Below are 16,082 nucleotides of genomic sequence, written 5' to 3' on the forward strand. Positions count from 1 at the left end.
CGAGAATCCACTGACATAACGACTTTCAGTTACAATATTTGAGTAGATAGGCAATTCGGCAAATCAGAATTTATGATTTTAAGTCTCTAGCAATAGAAGGATAATAGTTATATGATTGCAAGAGAATTTTGAATTAGGGAGCATGCGAGTGCTATAAGGCTGGTATGCTTCTTTTTGTGTGTTCAGCAGGGGGACAATCTAAAATTTGCAATTAGTTTTCTGGAAAGGTATAATAAACGCAAACATAATTTGGAAGGGAAGAATATTATGAGCATGTTGACATTGGCTCAGGCCAAAGAGATTTTGCCTAAGCATACGACGGAACAGCATCTTTTTGTTCATGCAGCAGCCGTAAGCGCAGCTATGGGAGCTATGGCAGAGCATTTTGGGGAGGATAAAGCGTACTGGGAGGCTATTGGCTATCTTCATGATGTGGATTTTGAAAAATTTCCCCAGGAGCATTGCCATCATGTCCGGGAGCTTTTGAACAATGAGCCAGTGGATGAGGAAGATATGGAAAATATCATTGCTCATGGCTATGGTATTTGTACTGAGGAAGTGCAGCCATCCAGCAATTTGCAAAAATCCTTGTTTGCGGTAGATGAGCTGACTGGAATTATTCATGCCTATTCTTTGATGCGTCCAGAAGGGATGGAAGGCATGGAGGTAAAAAGTCTGAAGAAAAAATTCAAGGATAAGAAATTTGCGGCTAAATGTAATCGTGAGATTATTAAAAATGGCGTAGCAGATTTGGGCATGGACCTAGGGGATGTGATGGCCTGCTGTATTAAGGGCATGACTGAGCATAAGGCAGAGCTTGTGTAAAAATATTAAAATATGGAGTTAAGTAAAAATGGCAGAAATAAACGGAAAGACAATTGAGACGGAAAGGGATTTTACCTTTTCTGAGGCTGAATACAATCAGCTGATGGAGGAGCAGAGAAAAGAGCGAATGAAGGCCCTGCGCCGTCATAAGCTGCCAGAGAAGCTGAGCCTTCAGGATGCTTTGCTGGCTTTGACCAAGCAGGAGCTGGAGGATATTCAGTATAATCTGAATCTTCCTATGGGAAATCTGAATCGCACCAAGAAAGCAGATATGGTAGCGGCCATAGAGCCAGAGGTGGTAAATTTTGTGGGCCGTTGGTTTGTTAGTGCCTTTCAGGAGCAGAAGGATATTTTTGACTATGCCTGTCAGCATAAAGGCCTGTTAAAGGATTTGCAGCAGGAGGACTACCGTCTGGATTATCTCCGAGGAGTAGGTGTGCTGTACTGTGGCCTGCAGGACGGAGAAATGCTTTGGTATATGCCAGAGGAGATTCAGGCTGAATATGAGAAAATCAATAACGCCGCCTATGCTGATGCCGTAAACCTCAATACAGAGGTTATGCGTCTGGCAGCAGGCATGGTTTATTACTATGGCATTATTGACTATGACCAGCTCTATCAGAAGGTTTGCGACCAGATTGATGGTGAATTGGATTTTGCTGATTTTATGGGCATTATATTCAATGGTGGCTGTTGGTATCCCCAGGTGGTAACTACGGAAAAGGATTTGATGCATGAGTCAGTAATGAATCCAGAGGCTCTCCAGGCAGCTCAGAGACAGCGGGGTATGGTTAACTATGCTGATTTTCCTTATGATAAGCTGTTTGATGCAGGGCAGGAAAGCTATATTGAGTCCACAGAAGCCTATCGGGCTTTGGCTCAGTATTTTATGAAGCAAAAACAGCTGGATGTGCTGCAGGCAGCGGAGGCTGTCAACAGCATTAATATGATTCTCCAGAATGGTTATGGCATGAAGGAAATTATGGGCTTCCTCAAGGACCATGAACTGGTAATGGAGAACAGGGCAGAAGCAGATGAATTGGTGGCCCTGATTAGCGACTATAATAATACCTTGCCACAGTGGGTGCTAAAGGGGTATACTCCTGAGGAAGTAGCCAATATGCCTCGTCAGTCTGTGGTAAGGACAGGCCGTAAAATTGGTCGTAATGAGCCATGTCCTTGTGGTAGTGGCAAAAAATACAAAAATTGCTGTCTGAAAAAGGAATATTGATTGCTGAAGCCATCGGTATGACAGGGGTTTTCTTGTCAGCTGATGGCTTTTTAGCAAAAAAATTTTGTTTTTGGGGCATATTGATGTAAAATAATCTATATGTGACTATTTTTAGATAATACAGGGTGGAGCTAATATCTCCACCCTCGTCGAAACCCCATTGAAATAAAATGCAATGGCATTTTATTTGAACAATGTAGGGGTTATAAAAAGTGAGATTTTCTATGGGACAATATTCAACTGAGGCCCTGATTCTAGGAATTAGGAATTGGGGGGAGGCAGACAAAATCATAACCCTTTTATCTCCACAGCAGGGGCTTATTAAGGCTGCCGCCTTTGGCTGCCGCCGCACCAAAAGTGCTTTGGCAGGTTCTCTCCAGATGTTTAATCGGGTGGAGATTCAGTTGAAGCAGGGTGACAAGCTGGACACCATTCGGGGTTGCAGCCTTTTGCACAGCTATCGGGTAATGAGCACTGATTTTACCGCTATGGCCTATGGAGCCTTTGTGGCAGAAACAGCTAGCAGGCTGGCTATAGAAAATTTTCCCCAAAAGGATATGTACAATAGGTTGTTGGAAATATTTTCCACCTTTGGGGAGCGAAATCCTCGGATTGCTGCTTTGGCTGCGGCCTATCAGCTGTTGGAGTTTTCAGGTATGCAGCTAGGCTACCAATATTGTGCCGAATGTGGCAAAAGGCTGGAGGGAGATGGCACCTTTTCCTTTGAGGCTGGTGGAGGGCTTTGCTCAGAATGCAGCCGTCATGGCTATGGGCCTCAGGGAGAATATCCCCAGGAGCTTAGACAGCTGATAGTACAGCTTTTGCAGCTGGATTGGCAAAATCCTCCGGCTTTGACTGTCAAGGGTAAGACTCTTTTGGCAGCAGAGGCCCTGCTGTTGGGATATTTGCATCATATATTTGAAAAACCGTTAAAATCGCTGGAATTTATCCGGCAGATTAGTTAAGTGTGGAATAGAAACGAGGTTGCTTTATTGCGAGAGGTATTAGAGGAAATTATTGAATTTCAGGATAGACAGGAGGCTCAGGCTCTGCTGGGAGAGCGGGATGAATATGTTCGGGTATTGATGGACAATTTTGATGCTCGTTTTATCAGTCGGGGTGATGCCATTAGTATTAGCGGCGAGGCGGATCAGGTACAGCCGGCAGCTAAAATCCTACGAGAGCTGCAGTATCTTCATCGTCAGGGTACCACTATTACCATGCATGAGGTACGCTATAGCGTAGGGCTGGTTAAGGGCGGCAAGGGCGAGGCTCTTCACCATCTCTTTAGTGATACCATTATGGTGACTTCCAGAGGCCGTCATGTACGGCCCAAGACCTTGGGCCAGCGTATATATGTGGATACTATCCGACACAACTTTATTACCTTTGGGGTGGGGCCGGCAGGAACAGGTAAAACCTATTTGGCTGTGGTGCTGGCCTGTGCGGCTCTTCGCAACCGAGAGGTGGAAAAGCTGATTCTCACCCGCCCTGCTGTAGAGGCTGGCGAAAAGCTGGGCTTTTTGCCGGGAGATTTGCAGGAAAAGGTGGATCCTTATCTGCGACCTCTTTATGATGCCTTGCAGGATATTCTGGGGCAGGATGTATTTGCCAAGCTTATGACCAAGGGGGTAATTGAGGTAGCTCCTTTGGCTTATATGCGTGGGCGCACCTTGGAAAATGCCTTTGTTATTCTGGATGAGGCACAGAACACTACGGACAAGCAGATGAAGATGTTCCTTACCAGATTGGGCTTTGGCTCCCGTATGGTGGTAACAGGCGATCCGGGACAGATTGATTTGCCACGAGGGGTTACCTCTGGGCTGGTGGAGGCTACCAAGATTCTGGATGGCGTCAAGGGAATTGGCGTGGTACGGCTGGAGGCTATGGATGTTATTCGTCATGATGTGGTGACTAGAATTGTTCAAGCCTATGATGCCTATGAGCAGAAGCAAAAGATTGAACAGAAAAAAGAAATTGCTATAAATAATAAGCGAAAGGGAGAGACAGAATAAAGTATGGAAATTATTATTGGCCGAGAGCCGGAAAATCTGCAGGTATCTGAGGAAATGGGTACCTTGGAGGAATTGGAAAAAATCGTCAAGCGGGCAGTGGAGATAATTGGCCCTCTTTATGATGTGGAAAATTCCGAGGTTAGCATTACTCTGACCAATGATGAGTATATTCATCAGATGAATAAGGAATATCGGGGGTTGGATAGGCCTACAGATGTGCTTTCCTTTGCCTTTGTGGACAGTGAGGAGCCAGAGATTGAGGATGGGCCGGAAACCGAGGTGCTGGGAGATATTATTATTTCCTTGGAGAGAGCCTGGGCTCAGTCTCAGGAATATGGACACAGTATGGAACGGGAGCTGTCCTTTTTGACCATTCACGGTATGTTGCATCTTCTAGGTTATGACCATATGGAAGAGGAAGAGCGAATGGAAATGGAGGAGGAGCAGCGCTACATTATGGGTAAGCTGGGGATTTCCAGAGATGGCAAGGGCATGATTCTGCCTTTGGCTCAGGAGCCTCAGATTGCCCTGTCCAAGGGTAAGGAAATCAAGCTGGAAGATATGATACCAGAGCCAAGATTCCAGATTGATCCCAAAACTCACAAATCTGGCTTTGTGGCTGTAATTGGCCGGCCAAATGTAGGCAAGTCTACCTTGATTAACAGTCTGATTGGTCAGAAAATTGCCATTATGTCTGATAAGCCTCAGACTACCCGCACCCGTATTATGTGTGTGCTGACTCAGCAGGATGCTCAGATGGTATTTTTGGATACGCCTGGTATTCATAAGCCAAAGCATAAGCTGGGTGAATATATGGTGAAGGCTGCAGAGGGAACCTTGAAGGAAGTGGATGCCATTATTTTTGTGGTAGATGCTACGGAGAAATTTGGCCCTGGGGAGCAGTATATTATGGAGCGTTTGCAGGCTACTAACAAGCCTGTAGTGTTGGCCATTAATAAGCTGGATTTGCTGGAGGACAAGGAGCAGCTGCTGCCTATTATTACCAGCTACAATGGAAAATATCATTTTGCGGCTACGGTGCCTATTTCTGCCAAGGAGGAAAACAATCTGGATGGACTGCTGACAGAGATAAAGAAGCATTTGCCTAAGGGCCCGCAGTATTATCCAGATGATATGGTGACAGATCAGCCAGAGCGGTTGATTGTGGCGGAGCTGATACGAGAGAAGGCCCTGTTGCTGACTAGAGAGGAAATCCCTCATGCTATTGCTGTGGATATTGAGGAGATGAAGGCTAGAGATAACGGGGATATGTATGTCCGGGCTACTATCTATGTGGAACGGGAGTCTCAAAAGGGTATTGTTATTGGTAAGCGAGGTTCTTTGCTGAAAGAAATCGGGGCTCAGTCCAGAGCAGATATTCAGATGCTTTTGGGGTGCAAGGTCTTTTTGGATTTGTGGGTGAAGGTAAAGAAAGACTGGCGCAATAGAGATAATATTTTGAAAGACTTTGGCTTTCAGGATTAAAAATTCTGCTTTGCAAAGTTGCCTATTTCCCTAAATATTGGAAATGAAAGTCGTTATGTCAGTGGGTTCTCGAAATACAGCCTGCGGTCATAACGACTTTTGCTCTGTCCGACTTAATGGCCCTATCTGATGATTTATCCTGACGCAGTAATACCGCTTATCGCTGAGCCAATTCACAGAGGCCATAATGATAGAAAGTGCCACCGGGGCCACTTTTGCTGCGCAAAAGCAGGAGTCTCTCGACGCAAAAGTGTCATGTCCCTCCGGCTGTTGCCGAATCATCAAGGCTTATCGATATTGTCAATCCTTATAATTCTGCTACCTTTGTAGAAAATCGGTTATTACAAACAGTGCCAAAGCGGAAAGACTCAATGAATACACTAATGAGCGGTATGGGAGTACCCTGCACAGGTACTCTTCGCGCCTCGGTACTTAGCGATTCATGAGCTTTCGGGGCGTTAGCCACGAATTGCCTCATGAGAGCTTTAGTACCGCTAGGCGAGAAAAGTAGCGAGAGCGTGCCTGAAAGGGTACTCCCATATCGCCATTAATAGTGGATAAGATGTATTCGGCAAATCACAATTTTTATGTCACAATGATTTTTTTGCTGGATTTTGCTATAATATATATGGGAAAATTGAGAGCAAATAAGAAAGGTAGGTGGCGGTTGTGCTGGTTAGAGAACGGGTTGAGGATCAGGAATATCTTTTGCTGTCTCCTTTGGCGGCTAAGAGCCGTGAGGCTGAAAGGGATAAGCAGCAGGAGGAGTGTCCATTTCGCACCAAATTCCAAAGAGATCGGGATAGAATCTTACATTCCAAGGCATTTCGCCGCCTTAAGCATAAGACACAGGTTTTTATTGTCTCCGGGGATCACTACCGTACTAGAATGACTCATAGTCTGGAAGTAGCTCAGATTGGCCGAACTATTGCCAGAGGCCTTAGTCTAAATGAGGATTTGACGGAAGCCATAGCCTTGGGCCATGACGTAGGTCACACGCCCTTTGGTCATTCTGGGGAATCGGCTCTTAATAAGCTGTGCAATCATTTTGCCCATAATGAGCAAAGTCTGAGAGTGCTAAAATATTTGGAGAAAAATGGTCAAGGTTTGAATCTGACTCAGGAGGTGCAGGATGGAATCCTTCATCACAGTGGGGCGGTACTTCCCTATACTATGGAGGGAAGGATTGTGCACTGGGCGGATCGAATTGCCTATCTTTGTCATGATTTTGATGACAGTATGCGGGCAGGGCTTTTGTCCGTAAGTGATTTGCCAGAGCAGGTGCAAAGCCATATTGGCACAGTAACCTCTCAGATGATTACCAACATGGTGTCAGATGTAATCTGTCAATCTGAAAAGGCAGGAGATATTGTTTTTTCACCTCAGCTGACAGAGGCAATGAATGTATTTCGCCAGTTTATGTTTAAGAATATCTATCATTCAGAGGCCTTGGACCGGGAAAGATGGCAGGGAGTATTTGTCTTGGAACAGCTTTACAAATACTTTATGGAGGATAGCAGCCGTTTGCCAGAGGAATTTAAAGAAAGAGAAAAGCAATGGGGCCTCCAGCAAACAGTGGTGGACTATGTGGCAGGCTTAACGGATAGCTATGCAGTGCAGCTTTTCAATCATATTTTTATGCCTCCTGTAGGGGAAATGGTGCGTTAGAAAATTTAAAATATATGTAGGGAGCATATTTGCCTTGGGGCAGATGTGCTCTTTTTTTCTAAAACTAACCTTTTTAGTCAACATTTTTAATGCTATTTTAAGAAAAATATTATAAACTAGAGAGGTAAATTTGTATGGTAAAATGGAAATTTTCACCTAAAGGACGGTGTTTTTATGAAAAAAGCGAAGCTTATATTGGGGGCCTGGCTGCTGACAGGAAGCCTGCTGGGATATATGCCTATCGGCAGCTGTATGTCCCTGTCCTTGGATGAGGCTGTGGATATGGCCATAAAGAACAATCCTGATGTGCTCATTACCCAGCTAGGGGAAGAAAAGGCCAAGGCAGGTTTGCGACAGGCCAGAGGTCAGAACAGCATTAGCTGGACAGCTGGTTCTACCTTCGGCAGATCCGATAACAATAATCTTGGCTGGAATAACAGTAACAATAACAAGATTTCTGCTTCCCTGCCAATTTATTCTGGAGGCGTGCATCAGAACAATATTAAAAGCAGTGAGCTGGATGTGGATATAGCCAAGCTGCAAACAGAAAGAAAATGGGAAACTACTCAGCTGGCTGTAATTCAGGCCTATTATGATGTGCTGGAGGCGCAAAAGAAAATTGGTGTCTATCAGGATACAGTTAATAAATACCAGCAGCATCTGATAAACGTGGAGCAGCTTTATAGCGCAGGCAGTAAAGCCAAGGTAGAGGTGCTGCGGTCTGAGGTGGAGCTGTCCAATGCCAGACAGGATTTAATCAAGGGAAAGAATAACTATGATAACAATCTTAGTACCCTGAGAAATCTTTTGTATTTGGCTAGTCAGGAGCCATTGGAGCTGACAGATGATTTTGTCTATATTCCCTTTGCCGGCAGTATAGGCGATTGTGTGGATTTTGCCTTGGCCAATCGAAAGGAGCTTTTGATTGACAGCTATCAGCTGCAGCAAAAGGAATTGGCTGTTAAAAATGCCAAGGCAGGCTACCTGCCTACAGTGGATTTGTCATTAGGGGCAGGCTGGAACAAGCAGGTTCTGCCAGATGGAGACAATCATGAATATAGCGCTTCCATTGGTGTTAGCTGGAATATTTTTGACAGTGGTGTAACAGCAGGCAAGGTGGATGCTGCCAATACAGAGCTAAAGATTGCCCAGGCTACGCTGCAAAAGGATAAAAATGATATAGATTTGTCTGTGCGGAAAAACTATAACAGTATGCGAGAAGCGGAGGAGCGCTTTAATTCTACGGAAACAGCCATAAAGCAGGCAGAGGAGGATTATTTTATTGCTCAGGAAAAATACAAGGCTGGGGAAGGCATAATGCTGGATATTATCGATGCTCAGGAGGCTTTGTCCACTGCTCGTCAGAATTATATCAGTGCCCAATATGATTATGCCCGCTATAAGGCAGCCTTGGAAGCAGATATGGGTGGCACCAATGAGCCAGCCCCCATTGATAATTAGTGAGGAGATAGTATATGGCAAAAATATTACAAGGCAAGGTAAAATGGCTGGTGCTGGTCGTTGTACTGGTGGCAGCTGCTGTTGGTGGCTATATGTATTACAACAGTCAGCAGGAGGCCGCTAAGGCCAATATTAATGCAGATTTGGTAGAAACACAGCGGCAAAGTCTGAAATCTGTGGTTTCAGCTACAGGAACTATTAGACCTGTGGACTCTGTTGAGGTTAGCTCCAAGATTACCGCCAGAATCAAATCTGTGCTGGTAAAGGAAAACGATACAGTTAAGGCGGGGCAGACTGTGGCTATTCTGGATGGCAAGGATTACGAGGCCACTAAGGATCAGGCTACCTACAAGGTAAATAATACCCGCTCCAAATATAATAGAGCAGAGTATCTTTACTCCATTGGCGCCAAATCTAAGGAGGAACTGGAGGATGCAGAGTATGATTACGATACAGCCGAAAGCTCTTTGTCCAAGACAGAATCTGATTTGGCAGAAACCGTTATTACAGCTCCTATGGATGGCGTGGTAGTAGGAGAACCAAAATCTGCCGGTACTATGGCGGTACAGGGAAATAGCAATCCAACTGTTATTATGACCATTGCTGATATGTCCCGGAAGCAGATTATTGCCAAGGTGGATGAAACGGATATTGGCAGTGTAAAGGTAGGCCAGAAGGCAACTTTTACGGTGGATACCTATAATGGCAAAACCTTTACCGCTACAGTGTCCAGAATTTCACAGACTGATGTTACCAATAGTTGGAACATTAATACCAGCTCCGCCAATACCAGTACACCTACAGTTATTTACTATTATGTGATTCTGGATGTGGATGATCCGGATAATCTCCTTTTGCCAGCTATGACTGCCAGGGTAGATATTGTTACCGACGAAAAGGAAAATGCTTTGGTGGTGCCAATTTCCGCCTTGAAAACAGATTCCTCCGGCTCCTATGTAATGGTAGCTGCTGGGAAGGAGCAGGAAAAGCGGTATGTTTCTACAGGCATCTACAGTGATGAATATGTGGAGATTACCGATGGGCTGACCGATGGAGAACAGTTGGTAGTCACCTACAAATCCAAATCCGGCTCTAGTAAGAATATGGGTGGGCCGCCACCAATGTAAAAGGAGGTTAGCTATGGATAAAAAAGATGCAATAGCTATCCGTCTCAGGGATATTAAGAAAATTTACAAGATGGGCGGTCAGGAGCTGGCTGCTCTGAATGGTATTAATTTGGATATAAAACGAGGGGAATTTGCTGCTCTCATGGGACCATCAGGCTCTGGTAAATCCACTCTGATGAACATTCTAGGTTGTTTGGACAGACCTACAGTAGGCTCCTATGAGCTGGAGGGCAAGGAAGTAGCTCATTTATCAGATGATGAGCTGGCCGTGATGCGCAATAAGCATATTGGCTTTGTCTTTCAGAATTTTAATCTGCTGTCCCGGATTTCCTCTTTGGAAAATGTGGCCCTGCCTTTGGTTTATGCCGGGGTAGGAGCTTCAGAGCGACGCAAAAGAGCGCAAGAGGTTTTGGAGGCGGTAGGTCTGGGGGATCGAGCAGAGCATCTGCCTAATGAGCTATCTGGTGGTCAGCGGCAAAGAGTGGCCATTGCCAGAGCCTTGGTAAATAATCCAGAAATTATTATGGCTGATGAACCTACAGGTAATCTGGATACCAAATCCACCAAGGAAATTATGGAAATATTTCAGGAAATGCATGGTCGAGGCAAAACCATTATTCTGGTAACCCATGAACCGGAGATTGCTGTATGTGCCAATAGACAGCTTTTGGTGCGGGATGGGGTTATTACCAGAGACGAAGGAAAGGGCGTGGTGTTGGATGTTGTTTAAGGAATGCTTCCTGATGGCCTTTACAGCTCTATATGCCAACAAGCTTCGCTCACTTTTAACCATGCTGGGCATTATTATTGGCGTGGGAGCCGTTATTGCTATGGTATCTGTAGGTATGGGTGTCCGCAGCAATGTACAGGAATCCATTGCCAGCCTGGGTAGCAATATGCTTATCGTATCTCCTGGTTCTTCCAATCGCAGCGGCCCTAGGGGGGCTGCTGGCTCTAAGACCACTTTGAAATATGAGGATGCCCAGGCCATAGAGAGCAAGGTGCGGAATATTGATTACGTATCTCCCAATGCCAGTGGCAATTACCAGATTGTTAATGGTAATCAAAACTGGAATACCAGTGTTCAAGGCGTAACTCCTGGTTATATGGATATCAAATCCCTGTCGGTGCAGTCTGGTTCCTTTATTACCCAGGAACAAATGAATAAGCGGGAAAGAGTGGCTGTTATTGGTACGACTGTGGCAGAAAATCTATTTGGTTCCGAGAATCCTGTAGGCAAAAAAATCAGGGTGAACAATCAGCCCTTTCGGGTAATTGGTCTTTTGGAAAGCAAAGGCCAGTCATCTATGGGACAGGATCAGGATGATGTGGTAATAATACCACTGACTACGGCTCAGGAGAGAGTGCTGGGTATTACCTATGTTAATTCCATCAGCATTCAGGTGAGCAATGCCAAATATATGGATCAGGTCCAGGAGGATGTAGAAATTCTTTTGCGCCAGCGACACAAAATTGTAGGAGGCAAGGAAGATGATTTCCATGTACGGAACCTTACCAGCCTGATGGAAACCATGACTCAGACTACCACCATGATAACGCTGCTTTTGGGCAGTGTGGCAGGTATTTCCCTAGTGGTAGGCGGGATTGGTATTATGAATATCATGATGGTCTCTGTAACAGAGAGAACCAGAGAAATTGGTATTCGCAAAGCCTTGGGAGCAACCTTCAACAATATCATGATGCAGTTTCTGATTGAATCTGTGGTTATTGGTGTTATAGGAGGCATTATTGGCATTTTCCTGGGCTGTGGCATTTCTTCCATTATTGCCAAGGTGGGAGGCTTTAATACAGTGATTACCTGGGCGCCAATTGCGGTATCCTTTAGCTTTTCCGTGGGAATCGGCCTGCTTTTTGGAATATTGCCAGCCCGCAAGGCTGCTCGTTTGGATCCAATAGAAGCTTTGCGTTATGAATAATTTGTTTATGCCTGTGCAAAGATAAATTTTCTTTAAAATTGGTAAAATTTCTCATTGTTTTTTTGCAAGATTTATTATATATTTATTGGGTATAAGTATATATTAAATCTTGTTTTTTTACGGAAGGATGTTGACGGCATTGTTTGGCATGTCTATGGATATAGGAATTGATTTGGGTACAGCCAATGTGCTGATTTATATTAAGGGCAAGGGCGTTGTCCTGCGGGAGCCATCAGTAGTGGCTATTGATAGAGATACCAATAATATTTTGGCTGTAGGCGAGGAGGCACGGCAGATGATAGGCCGTACTCCTGGCAATATTGTAGCTATTCGCCCCATGCGGGATGGAGTTATTGCAGATTTTGATATTACGGAGTCTATGCTGCGCCATTTTATTGAGAAGGTAACTGGTCACAGTTTTATGATTCGCCCTAGAATTATGGTATGTATTCCTTCCTGTATTACTATGGTGGAGCAGCGGGCCATTCAGGAGGCTGCTGAGCAGGCTGGAGCCCGCAGCACTTATTTGATTGAGGAGCCTTTGGCAGCAGCTATGGGTGCAGGCCTGGATATTTCCGAGCCTTATGGTTCTATGGTAGTGGATATTGGCGGCGGTACTACAGATGTGGCTGTTATCAGCTTAGGTGGTATTGTTATTAGCGATAGCCTGCGAGTGGCTGGTGATAAATTTGATGAAGCCATTATGGATTACATCAAAAAAGAATTTAATCTCATGATTGGTGAACGCACTGCCGAGAATATCAAAATGGAGGTTGGGGCAGCCTTCCCAGAGGCTCGCCACAGCAAGATGAATATTCGGGGCCGGGATTTGCTGACAGGCTTGCCAAAGAATATTGAAGTAACTACAGAGCAGGTTAGCAAGGCTCTGGAGTCTTCTGTGGTTCAGATTGTGGATTGTGTCAAGGAGGTATTGGAGAAATGCCCACCAGAATTGGCTTCCGATATTATGGATCACGGCATTATTCTTACTGGTGGTGGAGCTATGCTCTACGGGTTGGATGAATTGATACGCAAGGAAACTCAGATTAGCACCAGCTTGGCAGAGGATCCATTGAGTTGTGTGGCTTTAGGTACAGGTCGAGCTTTGGAAAATATTGATAAATTAGATAGCAAGAAAAGTATTGCTTTTTGGAAATAAAAGGCATATAGGTTAACGGATAAGTTAATCAAAGGGGGATTTGCATATGTGGCGAGGTTTGTACACCGCAGCTACTGGTATGATAACTGAAACCAGACGAACTGATACTATTGCCAATAATTTGGCTAATGCCAATACAACAGGCTATAAGCGTGATGATGCCGTAACTATGGATTTTGAACCAATGCTGCTGCGGCGCATTAACGACAAGACTGGCACCCAGCAGGAGGTAACCAGCTTTAAGGGATTTTCTCTAGGTACCAATGCTTCTGTGGTAGGTGAGCTGGGCTTAGGTGCACAGGTGGCAGATATAGCCACTGACCATACTCAGGGTTCCTTGCAGACTACTGGCAATCAGTTGGATTTTGCTGTAGAGGGTGAGGGATATTTCCGGATTGCCACCCAGCGGGGGGAGAGGTATACTAGAGATGGTAATTTTTACCGGGATGCCCGCAGCCGTCTGGTTACCGTAAATGGTGAAAATGTGCTGGATAATCGAGGTAGAAATATCATTATTCCACCAGAGGCAGCAGAGTTCTCTGTATCACCAGAGGGGAGAATTACGGCTGATGGTGTGCTGGTGGCTCAGCTAGGCTTGGTAACCTTCCCTGGAGGGGATGAGGTTATGGTGAAAGAGGGAAATAGCCTTTATCGTGTGGCAGATCCTCAGCTGCAGCCTCAGCAGGCAACAGGCTCCGTTCAGCAGGGAGTGCTGGAGCGTTCCAATACAGAGGTGGTATCTGAGATGGTAAATCTGATTGCTAATTATCGAGCTTATGAGGCCAGCTCCAAGGCTGTGGTAACACAGGATGGAATGCTGGATAAGGCGGTTAATGAGGTTGGGCGCAATAGCTGATAACTGCTAATAATTATGTGGAGATAGAAAAGGAGATTTTGTCCTATGATGCGTTCTTTATGGTCTGCGGCTTCAGGTATGAAGGGACAGCAGAAGCAGATGGATATCGTGGCTCATAATTTGGCCAATGTTAATACTACTGGTGCCAAGGCTCAGCGGGCTGAGTTTCAGGATTTGCTGTATCAGACCTTGAGAGCTGGCGGCGCGGAAAGCGGCGATGGCAATATGTACCCTACTCCTATGCAGATAGGCTTGGGTTCCCGTTTGAGTGCTACCAATAGAATTTTTGTTCAGGGTAACGTACAGACTACTGACAACCCTACAGATTTGTGTATTCAGGGTGAGGGCTTCTTCCAGATTCAGATGCCAGATGGAACTACTGGCTATACCAGAGATGGTTCCTTTAAGATTGATGCCAATCGCAATCTAGTAACCAGTGATGGCTATCCTCTCACTGAGGGAATTACCTTCCCAGAGAATGCTACTCTGGATAGCGTAGTGATTTCTCCTACTGGTGCTGTTAGCTGTGAAGTAGATGGACAGCCACAGGATGTAGGTCAGATTGAGCTGGCTCGCTTCCTGAATCCTGCTGGTTTGACTGCTGTAGGCAAGAATCTTTTTGTAGAGTCTGCTGCATCTGGCGAGCCCCAGGTAAATCAGCCAGGCAACGATGGTACAGGTACTCTTTTGCAGTCCTGTCTGGAAATGTCCAGTGTGCAGATTGTAGATGAAATGGTTAATATGATTGTTTCTCAGCGTGCCTATGAGTCCAACTCCAAGGCTATTACTACCTCCGACAGTATGCTGGAGATTGCCAATGGCCTGAAGCGCTAAGGCATGATTTAATCAGGAGTGTGACTATGGCTATAGTCAGATTTTTGTTAGTCTTTTTGATAACTATAGGGTGCTGGTATCTGCCTGAGAGGCAGGTTCCAGCTCTTTGGTTTGTACAGCTTTCCAAGGTAGAGGCTGCTATTCAGATTGAGCCTACCCCTCAGCTGCCTCAGGTTATTCTGCGGGAGAATCTTATTCAGCAGGCCACCAATTGCATTGCTCAGGAAATGGCGGCAACGGGAGGCAATAAGCGTTATACAGTGGAGGCAGTAAGGGCGCCAGCAGGCTTGCGACTGCCCTGGGGGCATATTACCTATAGCTGCAGCTTGCCCAATGGTATTCGCAAGTCCCTTTTAACCGCAGTAAATGTGGAGGTGCTGGTAGATGGTGCCCCTTATGCTCATATGGTATGCAGTATGCGGGTACATATTTACGAAAAGGTGGTAGTATCTGCTACTCCTATTCAAAAGGAAACTCCTATCAGACTGGAAAATCTCATGGTGGCAGAGCGGGAGGACAAGGGCAAGGCCTATGAGCGTTATACTGTTCCCCAGGATTTGGTAGGCAAGGTGATTACTACCAATGTTCCAGCAGGTACGGTGCTTCATAGCGGCATGGTGAAGGAACAGATTTTGATTCAGCCTTATAGTCAGGTAAATATTTGCACCAATGTCAACGGTGTAGAAATCAAAACCGACGGCACAGCTTTGGAGCGGGGACGGCGGGGAGATTATATCATGGTTCAGAATATTTCTTCCAAGAGAAAGGTTCGGGCCAAGGTAATAGATGAAAATAATGTACAGGTAGCAGCCTGATAGGCTTGTTATAAGCATAGGAGGCGCACCTGTTTGAGGCAGCCCTTATGATGGGAGATGAATAATATGCAAAAAAATAAAATCGCCTGTCTGTCTGTAGCAGCTTTGCTGGCTGTGAATGTGGCAGGTATGGCACCGGCTCACACCAGTGCTGAAAGCCTGTGGGGAAGCCATCATAGTTTGTTTTCCGATAGGAAGGCATCCCAGGTGGGAGATATTCTGACTATTTTGATTAACGAAAGCTCCAAAACATCCCAGAGCTTGTCTAATTCCAATTCCAAATCCGGTAATCAGTCTCTGGGTGCTGGTACAGGAATTTTTGGTTTTTTGGCGGCGGCTACGGCATCTGGCTCTGATAGCTTCAAGGCCAATGGCAATGCCAATAATACCAACACAGCTACAGGTAATGTAACAGTAACTGTAATAGAGGTAAAGGATAATGGCAATCTGGTGGTTGAGGGAACTCAGTCCATTTGGAATAACAAGAATGAGCATAAGATTACGGTGCAGGGGGTAGTTCGTCCTGATGATATTTCCCCTGATAATACGATTGTCTCCAGCAAGGTGGCAGATGCAACCTTGAGATTCGATGGCAAGGGTCCATTGAATGCCAAGCAGCGTCAGGGTATCCTTACTCAGATTTTCAATATTTTGTTCTAAATGCCGATA

15 protein-coding genes and 1 pseudogene are annotated in these 16,082 nt (G+C 45.4%); all 16 read left to right on the top strand.

The features are described 5' to 3' along the window. The first annotated feature begins 267 nt into the window (after positions 1–267). The 16 genes and pseudogenes from I6E26_RS02295 (at position 268) to I6E26_RS02370 (ending at position 16,073) form a co-directional block, all read left to right on the top strand. Positions 268–825, top strand: a complete 558-nt coding sequence (locus I6E26_RS02295; RefSeq protein WP_235320219.1) for a hypothetical protein — start codon at positions 268–270, stop codon at positions 823–825. A 28-nt stretch (positions 826–853) separates the two neighbouring features. Next, positions 854–2,056: an SEC-C metal-binding domain-containing protein gene (locus I6E26_RS02300; RefSeq protein ID WP_235320220.1), complete on the top strand. Its 1,203-nt coding sequence runs from the start codon at positions 854–856 to the stop codon at positions 2,054–2,056. Positions 2,057–2,280: 224 nt separating this feature from the next. After that, complete coding sequence (recO, locus tag I6E26_RS02305) at positions 2,281–3,021, top strand: DNA repair protein RecO (protein ID WP_235320221.1); 741 nt, start codon at positions 2,281–2,283, stop codon at positions 3,019–3,021. Positions 3,022–3,048: 27 nt separating this feature from the next. Continuing rightward, the gene (locus tag I6E26_RS02310) at positions 3,049–4,071 is read left to right on the top strand and encodes a PhoH family protein (protein WP_235320222.1); all 1,023 of its coding nucleotides are present in this window, start codon (positions 3,049–3,051) and stop codon (positions 4,069–4,071) included. Between the two features lie 3 nt (positions 4,072–4,074). Next, positions 4,075–4,551: pseudogene (gene ybeY, locus I6E26_RS02315) on the top strand (rRNA maturation RNase YbeY); the annotation flags it as partial. 81 nt (positions 4,552–4,632) lie between these two features. Next, the gene (gene era, locus I6E26_RS02320) at positions 4,633–5,556 is read left to right on the top strand and encodes a GTPase Era (RefSeq protein ID WP_268824761.1); all 924 of its coding nucleotides are present in this window, start codon (positions 4,633–4,635) and stop codon (positions 5,554–5,556) included. A 669-nt stretch (positions 5,557–6,225) separates the two neighbouring features. Further along, positions 6,226–7,224, top strand: coding sequence for a deoxyguanosinetriphosphate triphosphohydrolase (locus tag I6E26_RS02325; protein ID WP_235320223.1), 999 nt, complete (start codon positions 6,226–6,228; stop codon positions 7,222–7,224). A gap of 174 nt (positions 7,225–7,398) precedes the next feature. Continuing rightward, complete coding sequence (locus I6E26_RS02330) at positions 7,399–8,685, top strand: TolC family protein (protein ID WP_235320224.1); 1,287 nt, start codon at positions 7,399–7,401, stop codon at positions 8,683–8,685. Between the two features lie 14 nt (positions 8,686–8,699). Beyond that, entirely contained in the window at positions 8,700–9,812 is a 1,113-nt protein-coding gene (locus I6E26_RS02335; protein WP_235320225.1) for an efflux RND transporter periplasmic adaptor subunit, read from the top strand. Positions 9,813–9,825: 13 nt separating this feature from the next. After that, entirely contained in the window at positions 9,826–10,542 is a 717-nt protein-coding gene (locus I6E26_RS02340) for an ABC transporter ATP-binding protein (protein WP_235320226.1), read from the top strand. Further along, entirely contained in the window at positions 10,532–11,749 is a 1,218-nt protein-coding gene (locus tag I6E26_RS02345; protein WP_235320227.1) for an ABC transporter permease, read from the top strand. Before I6E26_RS02340 ends, I6E26_RS02345 begins: the two co-directional genes overlap by 11 nt. A 139-nt stretch (positions 11,750–11,888) precedes the next feature. Continuing rightward, on the top strand, positions 11,889–12,908 hold the full coding sequence (locus I6E26_RS02350; protein WP_328227929.1) for a rod shape-determining protein: 1,020 nt from the start codon (positions 11,889–11,891) through the stop codon (positions 12,906–12,908). 46 nt (positions 12,909–12,954) lie between these two features. Beyond that, positions 12,955–13,764: a flagellar basal-body rod protein FlgF gene (gene flgF / locus I6E26_RS02355; protein WP_235320229.1), complete on the top strand. Its 810-nt coding sequence runs from the start codon at positions 12,955–12,957 to the stop codon at positions 13,762–13,764. 45 nt (positions 13,765–13,809) lie between these two features. Further along, positions 13,810–14,598, top strand: a complete 789-nt coding sequence (gene flgG, locus I6E26_RS02360) for a flagellar basal-body rod protein FlgG (RefSeq protein ID WP_235320230.1) — start codon at positions 13,810–13,812, stop codon at positions 14,596–14,598. A 26-nt stretch (positions 14,599–14,624) separates the two neighbouring features. Continuing rightward, a complete protein-coding gene (flgA, locus tag I6E26_RS02365) occupies positions 14,625–15,413 on the top strand; it encodes a flagellar basal body P-ring formation chaperone FlgA (RefSeq protein WP_235320231.1) in 789 nt (262 codons plus the stop codon). 66 nt (positions 15,414–15,479) lie between these two features. Beyond that, complete coding sequence (locus tag I6E26_RS02370) at positions 15,480–16,073, top strand: flagellar basal body L-ring protein FlgH (protein ID WP_235320232.1); 594 nt, start codon at positions 15,480–15,482, stop codon at positions 16,071–16,073. Positions 16,074–16,082: the final 9 nt, after the last annotated feature.

Origin of the sequence: Anaerovibrio lipolyticus (genome assembly GCF_021531495.1) — a bacterium.
GTDB lineage: Bacteria > Bacillota > Negativicutes > Selenomonadales > Selenomonadaceae > Anaerovibrio.

Bases quoted from the DNA above. Each gene is read 5' to 3' on its own strand.
- flgF (WP_235320229.1), top strand. From the start codon at position 12,955: ATGTGGCGAGGTTTGTACACCGCAGCTACTGGTATGATAACTGAAACC.
- recO (WP_235320221.1), top strand. From the start codon at position 2,281: ATGGGACAATATTCAACTGAGGCCCTGATTCTAGGAATTAGGAATTGG.
- I6E26_RS02335 (WP_235320225.1), top strand. From the start codon at position 8,700: ATGGCAAAAATATTACAAGGCAAGGTAAAATGGCTGGTGCTGGTCGTT.
- I6E26_RS02295 (WP_235320219.1), top strand. From the start codon at position 268: ATGAGCATGTTGACATTGGCTCAGGCCAAAGAGATTTTGCCTAAGCAT.
- I6E26_RS02300 (WP_235320220.1), top strand. From the start codon at position 854: ATGGCAGAAATAAACGGAAAGACAATTGAGACGGAAAGGGATTTTACC.
- I6E26_RS02345 (WP_235320227.1), top strand. From the start codon at position 10,532: ATGTTGTTTAAGGAATGCTTCCTGATGGCCTTTACAGCTCTATATGCC.
- I6E26_RS02330 (WP_235320224.1), top strand. From the start codon at position 7,399: ATGAAAAAAGCGAAGCTTATATTGGGGGCCTGGCTGCTGACAGGAAGC.
- I6E26_RS02340 (WP_235320226.1), top strand. From the start codon at position 9,826: ATGGATAAAAAAGATGCAATAGCTATCCGTCTCAGGGATATTAAGAAA.
- flgG (WP_235320230.1), top strand. From the start codon at position 13,810: ATGATGCGTTCTTTATGGTCTGCGGCTTCAGGTATGAAGGGACAGCAG.
- era (WP_268824761.1), top strand. From the start codon at position 4,633: ATGATACCAGAGCCAAGATTCCAGATTGATCCCAAAACTCACAAATCT.
- I6E26_RS02370 (WP_235320232.1), top strand. From the start codon at position 15,480: ATGCAAAAAAATAAAATCGCCTGTCTGTCTGTAGCAGCTTTGCTGGCT.
- flgA (WP_235320231.1), top strand. From the start codon at position 14,625: ATGGCTATAGTCAGATTTTTGTTAGTCTTTTTGATAACTATAGGGTGC.